Here is a 10,732-nt window from a genome sequence, read left to right on the forward strand (position 1 = left end):
CGCCTAAGAAAGGTCCGACATGCTCGACGCATCCGTCCACCAGCTCATCGCCGAAGAACTCGCCGAGGCCGAGCGCACGCGCGTTCCGGCCCCGCTGTTCACCCCGCGCTTCCCCGGCATGGCCGTCGAGGACTCCTACGCCGTGCAACGGATCTGGCGCGACGCCCGAGTCGCGCGCGGGCACCGCATCATCGGCCACAAGATCGGGCTCACCTCCCGGGCCATGCAGCTGGCGACCGGGATCACCGAGCCCGACTACGGGGTCATCTTCGACGATCAGGTCTTCGAGTCCGGCGCCGTGATCGAGCACGCCCGCTACACCGGGGTCCGCGTCGAGGTGGAACTGGCCTTCGTGCTCGGCGCGCCCATCGAGGGCCCGAACGTCTCCGTGCACGACGTGCTGCGCGCGACCGAGTACGTGGTCCCGGCGCTCGAAATCCTGGACTCGCGGATCGAAATGGCCGGCCGCTCCATCGTCGACACGATCAGCGACAACGCCGCCCTGGGCGCGATGGTACTCGGGGGGACCCCCGTCGCGCCCGCGGCGATCGATCTGCGCTGGCAGGGGGCCATGCTCTACAAGAATGAGGTCATTGAGGAGACCGGCGTCGCGGGCGGGGTCCTCGGGCACCCGGCAGCCGGGGTCGCCTGGCTCGCGAACCGGCTCGCGCCGCACGGGGAACGGCTGGACGCGGGGCAGATCGTCCTCGGCGGCTCCTTCACCCGCCCGGTCTGGGCCGAGCCCGGGGACACCCTGCACGCCGAGTATCAGGGGATGGGGGCCGTGACGTGTCGCTTCGTGTAGACCCGGCGGGCTCCTTCCGCGCCGCCGTTGCCGCCCGGGACCGGGCCACCGTGGGGATGTGGGTGTGCTCCGGGAGCCCCGTCGCCGCGGAGATCTGCGCGGGGAGCGGCCTCGACTGGGTGCTCATCGACACCGAGCACGCCCCGAACGGGCTCGAGTCCGTGCTTGCCCAGCTGCACGCCGCCTCCGGCTACCCGGTGCACAGCGTCGTCCGGCTTCCCGCGGCCGACGACGTCGCTATGAAGCAGGTGCTCGACCTCGGGGCGACGACCGTTCTGGTCCCGATGGTGAACACCCGGGAGCAGGCTGAGCGCGTCGCCGCCTCCGCCGCCTACCCGCCAGAGGGCGTCCGGGGCGTCGGCAGCGCCCTGGCCCGGGCAGCCCGCTGGAACCGGGTCGAGGGCTACCTGGCCGAGGCGCGGGCGGGCATCACCGTGCTCGTGCAGGCGGAGACCGAAGCGGCCGTGGCCAACGCCGCCGAAATCGCCGCCGTCCCCGGGATCGACGGGGTCTTCATCGGCCCGAGCGACCTGGCGGCCTCGATGGGCCTGCTCGGGCAGCAGGACCACCCCGAGGTGGTCGCCGCCGTGCTCCGGACCATCGCCGCGGTGCACGCGGCAGGCAAACCGGTCGGAGTGAACGCCTTCGCCCCGGCCACCGCCGAGCGCTACCTCGCCGCCGGGGTCGATTTCATCCTCGTCGGCGCGGACGTTGCGTTGCTCGCTCGCGGCGGCGAGGCGCTCGCCGCCCGGTACCTGCCGGAGCCGGAGAGCCCCGCCGCGCCCCGGGCCAGCTACTGAGGGCGGGCGGGAGCCCCCGGCCCGGTTCCGCCGATAAGCTGAAATCCATGAGCGAACATCAGTACGTGGTACGGAAGTGGGTGAAGCCGGAGGACCTGAACTCCCACGGCGCACTCTTTGGGGGACGCCTGCTGCAGTGGGTGGACGAGGACGGGGCGATCATCGCGGTCACCCAGCTGGGCACGAGTCAGCTCGTGACCCGGTACATGTCGGAGATCAACTTTGTGGCGCGCGCCGATCGCGGCGACCTCCTGGAGCTGAGCTACCGGGTCGTGCGCTTCGGGCGCACCTCGATCACGCTGTCCTGCCGCGTGGTGAACGTGATCACGGGCCAGGAGATCCTCACGCTGAACGAGATCGTCTTCGTGACGGTCGACGAAGACGGCCACCCGAAGGCGCACGGCTTCGCGGAGGAAATCGGAACAACCAGTCGCCTCACGCCTAAGCAGGGTTCTCTCGTTACGAACTTGAGCTTTAGAGAAAGCCCAAAGGGCAACTCCGAATAGAGTGAGCACACTTGCACTGTTTCTCAAATGACAATTCGTCAAGTCTGCTTAAGAGTACCGTTCACGGGGGATATGTATGTCGGAGCGTTTTTCGTATAGGGATTTGGCTTTTGCCTACCGCAAGGCAAAAGTTGATGTGTACTACTCGGATGCGGTGGACTTGGAAAAAGTCGCAATATATGAGGAACGTCTGGAAGATAATCTGAACGATCTTCGTAAAAAACTCAACGGTGCTAAATCCGAAGCTCTGGCATACGTCGTGAAAGAAAGCTTCGTTGGGACAGCAAAACTGATTCCAAAGGCGCTTGAGCTGAACAGAAAGTCGTCCGTTTTCGGTGAAAACCCGATCTTCTCTTCACCGCAAATTGAGTGGGACGAATTTTATGCAAAAACGGGAGGAACCGCCACCTATCGACCTGTTGCTGATTCGCCTATGGACTTTCACGTATTGTCCGCCTTGTGGATCGCGACTGCTGGAGATAAATACGATCAGACGCTATCTGTAGGTTCAGTGCTAGGGAACCGGATACGCCGACTAAATGATGGCACGGTAAGTAGAGACTCTCTGGGGAGCTTCCAGCCTTATTTCAAGCCGTATGAAATGTGGAGAAACTCAGGCGTCCTTGCCATGAAAGAAGCAGTTCAGCGGGACGGAAAAGCAATTGCGATTACAGCAGACATCAAGAGTTTTTACCATGCCTTGAACGGAAGCTTCTTATTGGAAAAGGAATTCCTAAAGAGACATAGTATTGCACTTTCCTCTCGTGAGAGGTTTCTGACGGAATTACTCATCGCAGCTTTTAACGCATGGAGTATGCAACATGTTTGGGGGAAAAGCCAGAAAATCGGGGGGTTACCAGTCAAAGTTGCCGCATCGTCCGTAGTAGCCAATATCGCTATGAAAGACTTTGATGACTACGTTCTGCAGAAAGTTAAACCGATCCACTATGGGCGATATGTGGACGACATAATATTGGTTCTTCCCGGATCCACAGAGGCCCCAAGCGCACTAAATGTTTGGGAATGGTTGATTGCTCGATCTGTTTTTGCTGGTTCTTTAGTGACGCTGAGCTTTGAGAAAGCAGACGAATTCGGGCAGCCAGATGACATCGGTATTTCCTTGCTATTCAAGGAGCCAATTTCACTGCGCGTCCAGAGGCAAAAAACGAAAGTGTTCTTTTTGGACGGAGGGCCGGGGCTATCACTTATCGACTCTATTGAACGCGGAATTCTTGAAAGCAGCAGCGAACACCGTCATCTACCAGAATTCCCCGCGGCCCCGCATCAAGTTGCCGCTGACTTAGTTCGTGCCATTTCAGAGGAAAGTATTCGTGCGGATACCCTGAGAGGGGCGAGTAAGCTCACTTTGCAACGGGCTCAATTCGCTTTGACTTTAAGAGATTTCGAAGCCCACTCTAGGCATCTTTCACCTGGACAATGGGAAACATATCGAGCTCAGTTCTTTACAACTGTTTTAGAGCATGTTTTAGTACCACAAAATTTTTTCCATTTGGCGAAGTATCTGTCGCGAGTTTTCAAACTGGCAACTGAAAATGGTGACTTTGCGTTTGTGGAAAGAATGTTAAGAGCTACACATGAAGTAATTACACAAATTCATCGTGACTGTTCAGTAGAAATTTCACCGAATGGAACGTATAACTCGGACTCCGTGCTAAATGCGTACTTGCAGTCTCTCGGTCGGGAACTTCTTGTCAGTATTATTTCTTCCCTGCCCCGAGGTATCAGGGCCGAGGACCTCGAGGGGGTTCATAGAGAGCTTGGAAAGTCTTTTAAATCAAAAAGCAAACTAAAGCACTGGGAAAAACGACAGTTTGAGCTCCTTACACGAGACCTCGCTCATACGCCGTTTCGGTGGGAGTTTATCCAACGGAAGTTTTCCAGTCACTCTGTGAATCAAGAGAGACCCATTCGCGATCACAAGACGTTTGAGAAAGCATTCTTAAAAAGGTTCTTTAGTGGCACAAAAGTACAACTGGGAATTCCGGATCTGCACAATTGGGTTGGAGCAAACCCGGGGGACTCTGAAGTTTTCGCTGGCTTCCTTTTTGCAACCCGGCCTTTTTCAGTCCAAGAGCTTTCCCTGGTGGGGGAGGACACATATAACGAATCCTCCTCCGAATCATTTGGGAAAATAATTGCTTCAACTCGTGGCTTTCAAGTACAACAGGTCCTTCCTCTCATTAGCGATCGAAACTGCTTAGAAATAGATTCGGAAGGCTTCACCGGGAAAGTCGAGATCGCAGTTGCAAGCTGGAAGGCAGATGAAATGCGTGTCCAGTCGACTCTTAGTAGGAAACCAGAAAATTCACTCGATGAGTACCGGAGACTTTTTTCGCTAGTCAACAAGTTCTCGCCTTCGCCGACTGAGCCAACATATTTAGTCTTCCCTGAATTAGCGATGCCAAAAGAATGGTTCCTCGCCATAGCAAGACGTACGCATCAAATGTCAACAACTGTCATTTCGGGTATTGACTACCTACATGTGGACAACCATGCGGTTTCTAACGAAGTGTGGGCGGCTCTGCCCTACAGCGGCCTAGAAGTGCCAACAAAAGTTATATATCGACAAAATAAAACTGAACCTGCACCCGGTGAAAGAATCAATCTAAAAAGGACAGCTGGGCTGGAACTGTATTCACCCGGAAAAGGCCCAAAGCTCGTCCTGAACCACGGGGGTTTCCGTTTTGGGCTTCTTATTTGTAGCGAGCTAACGAATATCGACAATCGAGCAAGATTCAGAGGCGAAGTGGATGTACTTTTTGCGCCTGAGTGGAATCGAGATCTGAGCTCGTTTAGCTCTCTGATTGAATCTGCGGCTTTAGATATTCATGCCTTTATTGCTCAGGTCAATGTTCGACAGTACGGTGACACAAGGATCCGGGCGCCGTTCTCGACCGACTGGAAGAGGGACGTACTTCGGCATCGTGGTGGACGGCACGATCAGATTGTGTCTGAAATCATCGATCTGCACGCTCTCAGGGAGTTCCAATCAAGTGAGCATACGAACAACACTCCATTCAAGCCAACCCCGGAGGGGTACCGAATTGCTGATGGACGAAGGCGGGTTCCGAAACCACAGAGTTAACGCTCGAAGGTCTTTTTAGTTCGTTCCGCTGAAATGGAAAAGCGTGACGGTCGACGAGGACGGCCACCCGAAGGCGCACGGCTTCGCGGAGCCAACCGCGGGCAACGAGCGCATCGTGCCCCAGCCCGAAGCGGCCGGGTCGGCGGCCGAAGCCGCCGCCCCGGGGCTACCGGATCCGTCGGCGTTGGGCGACGAGCGTGACGAGGAACCCGCCCAGGAGCAGCGCCCCGCCGAGTAACAGCGGCTGAGCGTTCGGCTCGGCGCCCGTGTTCGCGAGCTGCTCGCAGCGGGTGTCCGGGCAGCAGCTCGGGGTCGGGGTCGGCGGCGCGGGCGTCCCCGGGTCCACAACCGGCGGATCGACCGGCGGGCAGACCGGGGGCACGACCGGCGGGTCCACGGGCGGATCGACGGGCGGGTCCACCGGGGGGTCCACGGGCGGGTCGATGGGCGGGTCGATCGGGGGCTCCGTCGTGATCGGGCCGGTGGTGTGCTCGGCCGTCGAGGGCGGCGCGTACCAGTCGTTCTCGGGTACGGTCGCCGCGATGCCGTAGGCCGTCTCCGGAGCAAGCCCGGCGAAGACGCGGCTCGCGCCAAAGACCCAGGGCTCGGAAGACGACGCCGGGCGCAGCGCGTACTGGATCTCCCCGACCGGGGCGATCACGGCCTGCAGCTCGGCGAGAGTGAGCGTCACGGTGCTCGGCGGGTCCTCCGGGCCGTTCTCCTCGGCGCTGACAACCGGCGCGGGCAACGGCATCTTCAGGTGGCCGCCGCGCGGCTGCGCAGCCGTCACCTCGCCGGAGTACTCGGCCCCGTTCGCGGTGACCGACTGTGGTCCCGCGGGCAGCCAGGGGGAGACCCAGCCGGGGGTGTCCGCGGTGCCGGGCGGGCCCGCGAGGAGGGTCGTGGTTTCGACATCGTGCGTGCCGTAGCCGGGATCCGCGGCGACGGCGAGGGCGACGGGCACCCCGTCCGCGTCCTGGCTCGGACGCTCCGCCGGGGTCTCGCCCCAGAGCCGGGACACCGCGGGGAAAACGGCCGTCCCCGCCGCGTTTGTCGCGGAGGCCGCGCTTCGCCCGACGGCCTGCACCGAGCCGCCCGTGATGAGCGCGCGTGAAAACGCGCTGGTTGACGGCGCGCTGGCGAGGACGGTGCCGCCCGAGATCTCGACCGTGGCCGTGCTCGACGCCCAGCCAGCGCCGAGCGCCTGGCCGTACTCGGAGCGCGCGTGGACGAAGCCGCCGGAGAGCTGCGCCGAGGACCAGCGGCCCCCGTTGCCCGCCCCGATTGCGGCGCCGTGCTCGCTGCTGGCGGTGACGCGCCCGCCCGTGATGAGGATGGGGCCAGAGCGCTGCCCGTTGACCCCCTCGCCGCCGCCAAGGCCCGCGCCGTAGACGGAGCGAGCGGTGATGGTGCCGCCCGCGATGGTGAAGCCGCTGCCCTCGCCCGCTCGGGGTCCGGCCTCATCCTCGCCCAGGGGTTCCCAGCCCTCGGGCTCGTCCGGGGCCTCCGTGAGCGTGCCGAGGTCGGGCAGGAAGCCGTCCTGCACGCGGGCTGCGAAGAGAATGCTGTACGCGCCGATCCCGGCTGAGGAGACCTGAGAGACGGCGGACAGCGCCCCGAAGTCGTCCTGCTGCCCCGCGGGGACGTCAAAGACGACCTCGCTCGTCGTGTTCACCGTGAAGGCGGCGTCCTGGTAGGCGTTCAGCGAGTTGTCACCCTCGAGCTCGACCCGGACGGTGCCGGAGCCAGCGCCGCGGATCGTGGCGGGCCCGGAGCCGCGCAGGGCGACCTCCTTAAGCCGGAGCGTGAGCTCCTCCCCGGCGGCCAGATTCGCGGTGTTCACGGAGAGGGTGCGGCCGAGCTCGACGCCCCCGGACGTGACCACGATCGGCTCGCTCAGGGGCTGCTCGGTGGTCTGCCCGCCCTGCCTGATCTGTGCGGAGCCAGCCGACACCGTGACGGAGACGCTGCCGGCCTGCAGCTCGATCTCCCCGTCGGCCGCCTGCGCGGGCACGGCGGTGACGAATGATCCCGCGATGAACGCGGCAACCCCGAGGGCCGCGAGACGCGGCCGGAAAAACGCAGACTTCATTGTGCAAACGCCCCCAACGTGTACGAGGCGAATGCCCCAGCTGCTGTCAGGGTACCCGATGCGGGCCCCGGGCACGAGGTGCAGCACGGCGTGCGGGGCATCGGCAGATCACGGGGCTCCGGCACACCGACCGCGGCAGGTGCCGGGGTCAGCGTGCCGCCGAGGTCAGGCGGTGTCCAGGGCGCAGGCTGTCGCCGGGCTCAGTCTGCGGCCGGGGCCAGCAGCGCGGCGAGCTGCTCCGCGGTGTCCACCCGGGCGAGGGCCCCGGGGGCCTCCTCGCCGTTGTGATAACCCCACGTGACGATGATGGTGGGCACGCCGTGCTCGGCGGCGCCCTCCAGGTCGTGCACCCGGTCGCCGACCATGATGGGGCGGCTGAGGTCGGCGCCCTGCTCGCCGAGCTGGCGCAGCGCCTCCTCGACCACCTGCGATTTGTGGGTGCGCCCGGCGGCCTCGTCGCTGCCGACCATGACGGTGAAGTAGCGGGCGAGATCGAAGTGCTCCAGGACGCTGTCCACCTGGTGCTGCCCCTTGGAGCTGGCTACGGCGAGGGGGATGCCGGTCGCGTGCAGCTCCACGAGCAGGCTGGACATGCCCCGGTACACGGAGGAGCGGCGGCCGAGGCCCTGCAGCTCGGCGATGGTGCGCTGCGCGGCGAGGGTCTCCTTCGCCTTCGCGGAGCTCATCCCGAGCACCTCCATGAACCCCTCGTACAGGGGTGGGCCGACGAGGCGTTCCAGCTCCTTGAGCGGGGGCACCGGCCAGCCGACGATGTGCAGGGCCTTCGTGATGCGCTGGGTAATCTCCGCGCCAGAGTCGGTGATGGTGCCGTCCAGGTCGAAGAGGATGACGGACCAGCCCGCCGCGGGCACGCGGCTCGGGAGATCGGCGGGGGCGACAGGGGCGGGGGCGACGGCGTTGTCGGTCACAGGGACTCCAAGTCTTCGGCGGTGAGGGGGTGGTCTGCGAACGCGTCGTCGATCGTGCGTTCGATGAACTTGCGGAGCAGGACGAGCTTGTCGGTGCCGGGATTCACCTCTGCGGCGACGAAACGGTCGCTCGCGATCATGGCGAGGGCCTGGCGGGCGGGCATCACGGCCCCGCGGACCTGGTCAGCGGACGGCTTCGGCACCGCGGCGCGCAGCTCAGCCATCGAGGTGAACAGCGGAAGCACGGGCTGCCCCTTCGTGGTCCGGGTGGTCCGGATCCGGGTGGCGCGTTTCTTCTGGGCCCCGGTCACGTCCACGACGAGGTACTCCTCGCGCGCGGCGTTCAGAAAGGCCGCGAGCCCGGCGAAGTCCGGAGCGGCCGTGAACGCCGTGAGCGCTTCGCGGGCGGCGACGTTCTCGTAGTCTGCGGAGACACCTTCGGGGATCTGAGCTTCAGCCATGCCCCCAGCCTATCGAAGGCGGCTTTGCCCGCGGTGCTGATCGCGGTTCACCCGATCAGTCAGCGGTCGGCGGCTCATCCGGGTCGGTCGCGGGGCCGGGGAGCGCGGTGCGCTTGCGGTGGCGGCGCTTCATGAACTGGGCGACGATGATGCCGATGAGTCCGAGCGCGAGCAGGGAAAAGGCCACGATGAGGAGTACATTCGGCGGGTCGCCGCCGGTGTCGGCAAGCCGGGCGAGCGCGCCGGGCGAGGTGGCCAGGGCGGAAAGGAACGACAACACGGAAACCCCGTTCTGGTCGGCGGTCCGACCCTCGGCCTGCGTCGTTCCTCCGCGGCCCGGAGGAGACTTGGCGTGTGGGTACTCTACGCCCGCGAGCTGTCCGCGGGGCGTGCGCGCCTAGAAGAGGGTGTTCAGGTCTTCCATCCCGCGCATCTCGTTGTAGTCGAGGGTGACGCAGCGGATCCCGCGGTCGGTGGCGAGCGTGCGCGCCTGCGGCTTGATCTCCTGCGCGGCGAACACGCCCTGCACGGGGGCGAGCACGGGGTCGCGGTTCATGAGTTCCAGGTAGCGGGTGAGCTGCTCGACGCCGTCGATGTCGCCGCGGCGCTTGATCTCGACGGCGACCGAACCGCCGTCCGCGTCGCGGGCAAGGATGTCGACCGGACCGATCGCGGTCATGTACTCGCGGCGCACCAGGCTGTGCCCCTCGCCGAGGATGTCGATCTGGGCGGCCAGCAACTCCTGGAGGTGCGCCTCCACCCCGTCCTTGATGAGGCCGGGGTCAACGCCGAGGTCGTGCGAGCTGTCGTGCTGGATGCCGAAGATGGAGACCACGAGCAGGTCCGCGGTCTTCGCGTGCACGACGCGCCAGACCTCCGTGACGCCCGCCTCGGTCTGCTCCTCGGTGGGCTCGACCGCGCTGTGGCTGCAGGGCGGGCTCATCCAGTTGAGCGGCTTATAGGAGCCGCCGTCGGAGTGGATGAGGATGCTGCCGTCGTTTTTGAGCATGAGGACGCGAGTGGCCCGGGGCAGGTGGGCGCTCAGGCGGCCCGCATAATCAACAGAGCAGTCAGCAACAACAATTCGCACGGGGTCTAGCTTACGCGTCCCGCTCGGGCGCGGGCGCCGGGCGTGTCAGCTGGGTGCGTTCCCCGGGCTCCCGGACCGCTCCCGCGAACAGACCGCCGATGAGCAGCACCGCGAGCACCGGCAGGAAGGCGTTTGCGAGCCCGAAGTGCTCGCCGAGGAAGCCGATCGTGATGGGGCCCACGAGGTAGGCCATGTACGCGATTGCGGCCACCGCGGCGACGCCCGGCACGGCCTTTTTCGGGTCGTCGGCCGCCGCGGACATGCCGATCGGGAAGCCGAGCGCGACGCCAGCGCCCCAGAACACCGCGCCGATCCCGGCGACGAGCACGCCCGGCGCGAAGATCACGAGCAGCATGCCGATCACGGCGCTGAGCACCGACGCCCGGAGCACGGGCACCCGCCCGAAGCGGGTGAGCAGCGGGCCGCCGAGGAGCCGGGTCAGCGTCATCGCCGCGAGGAAGGCCCCGAGGACGAGGGCGCCCTGCTCGTTTGTGCTGCCCTGCGCGTCGATCACGGCGAGGGGCAGCCAGTCCCCGGCGGTGCCCTCGGACAGGCTCATGCTGAGCGCGACAAAGCCGACCATCAGGATGCGCGGGTCCCGCCAGGCCGAGTAACCCCGCGGGGTGCGGGCGGCCGGCGTCGTCGCCTGCACCTCCGCGCTCGCCTCGGCGATCGTCTGGATCTCGCCGGTCGAGGTATCGGCGAACTCTTCGTTCTGCTGGTCGTGGGGCAGGAACCGGACGGAGAACAGCGCGATCGCGGCCACGAGCAGGCAGGTGCCGACGAGGTGCGGCACGAAGCCGACGGCGAGGCGCTCCATGAGCCAGCCGACGCCCATCGCGCTGACCGCGCCCAGGCTGTAGGCCGCGTGATAGGCGGACAGCAGCGGCTTCCCGATGGCCCGCTCGCTCTGCGCCCCCGTCACGTTCACGGCCACATCGGA

General features: G+C 64.5%; 10 protein-coding genes. 4 read left to right on the forward strand and 6 right to left on the reverse strand.

Going from position 1 to position 10,732, the window contains the following annotated elements; genetic code table 11:
- The first annotated feature begins 19 nt into the window (after positions 1 to 19).
- The 4 genes from hpaH (at position 20) to OOT08_RS10225 (ending at position 5,217) form a co-directional block, all read left to right on the forward strand.
- Positions 20 to 805 carry a 2-oxo-hept-4-ene-1,7-dioate hydratase gene (gene hpaH, locus OOT08_RS10210; RefSeq protein WP_325092544.1) on the forward strand — a complete coding sequence of 262 codons (786 nt, stop codon included), beginning with the start codon at positions 20 to 22 and terminating at the stop codon, positions 803 to 805.
- Positions 790 to 1,605, forward strand: a complete 816-nt coding sequence (locus tag OOT08_RS10215) for an HpcH/HpaI aldolase family protein (RefSeq protein ID WP_325092545.1) — start codon at positions 790 to 792, stop codon at positions 1,603 to 1,605. Before hpaH ends, OOT08_RS10215 begins: the two co-directional genes overlap by 16 nt.
- 47 nt (positions 1,606 to 1,652) lie before the next feature.
- Positions 1,653 to 2,111 (forward strand): acyl-CoA thioesterase, encoded by a 459-nt coding sequence (locus OOT08_RS10220; RefSeq protein ID WP_325092546.1) that lies wholly within the window; start codon positions 1,653 to 1,655, stop codon positions 2,109 to 2,111.
- A gap of 76 nt (positions 2,112 to 2,187) precedes the next feature.
- Positions 2,188 to 5,217 (forward strand): hypothetical protein, encoded by a 3,030-nt coding sequence (locus tag OOT08_RS10225; RefSeq protein WP_325092547.1) that lies wholly within the window; start codon positions 2,188 to 2,190, stop codon positions 5,215 to 5,217.
- Positions 5,218 to 5,383: 166 nt separating this feature from the next.
- Here OOT08_RS10225 and OOT08_RS10230 read toward each other — a convergent pair whose 3' ends face one another.
- From OOT08_RS10230 to OOT08_RS10255, 6 genes are all read right to left on the reverse strand, one after another.
- Complete coding sequence (locus OOT08_RS10230; RefSeq protein ID WP_325092548.1) at positions 5,384 to 7,309, reverse strand: hypothetical protein; 1,926 nt, start codon at positions 7,307 to 7,309, stop codon at positions 5,384 to 5,386.
- A gap of 200 nt (positions 7,310 to 7,509) precedes the next feature.
- Positions 7,510 to 8,238: an HAD-IA family hydrolase gene (locus OOT08_RS10235; RefSeq protein WP_325092549.1), complete on the reverse strand. Its 729-nt coding sequence runs from the start codon at positions 8,236 to 8,238 to the stop codon at positions 7,510 to 7,512.
- A complete protein-coding gene (locus OOT08_RS10240) occupies positions 8,235 to 8,699 on the reverse strand; it encodes an SseB family protein (RefSeq protein WP_325092550.1) in 465 nt (154 codons plus the stop codon). The genes OOT08_RS10235 and OOT08_RS10240 overlap by 4 nt, the downstream gene beginning before the upstream one ends.
- A gap of 55 nt (positions 8,700 to 8,754) precedes the next feature.
- Positions 8,755 to 8,979, reverse strand: coding sequence for a hypothetical protein (locus tag OOT08_RS10245; RefSeq protein WP_325092551.1), 225 nt, complete (start codon positions 8,977 to 8,979; stop codon positions 8,755 to 8,757).
- Between the two features lie 117 nt (positions 8,980 to 9,096).
- Positions 9,097 to 9,789, reverse strand: coding sequence for an endonuclease NucS (gene nucS / locus OOT08_RS10250; protein WP_325092552.1), 693 nt, complete (start codon positions 9,787 to 9,789; stop codon positions 9,097 to 9,099).
- Positions 9,790 to 9,799: 10 nt separating this feature from the next.
- On the reverse strand, positions 9,800 to 10,732 hold a 933-nt coding region (locus tag OOT08_RS10255; RefSeq protein ID WP_325092553.1), incomplete at its 5' end, for an MFS transporter.

The sequence above is a fragment of the Leucobacter sp. M11 genome, assembly GCF_035726885.1.
In the GTDB taxonomy this organism is placed as follows: Bacteria; Actinomycetota; Actinomycetes; order Actinomycetales; family Microbacteriaceae; genus JAPFRB01.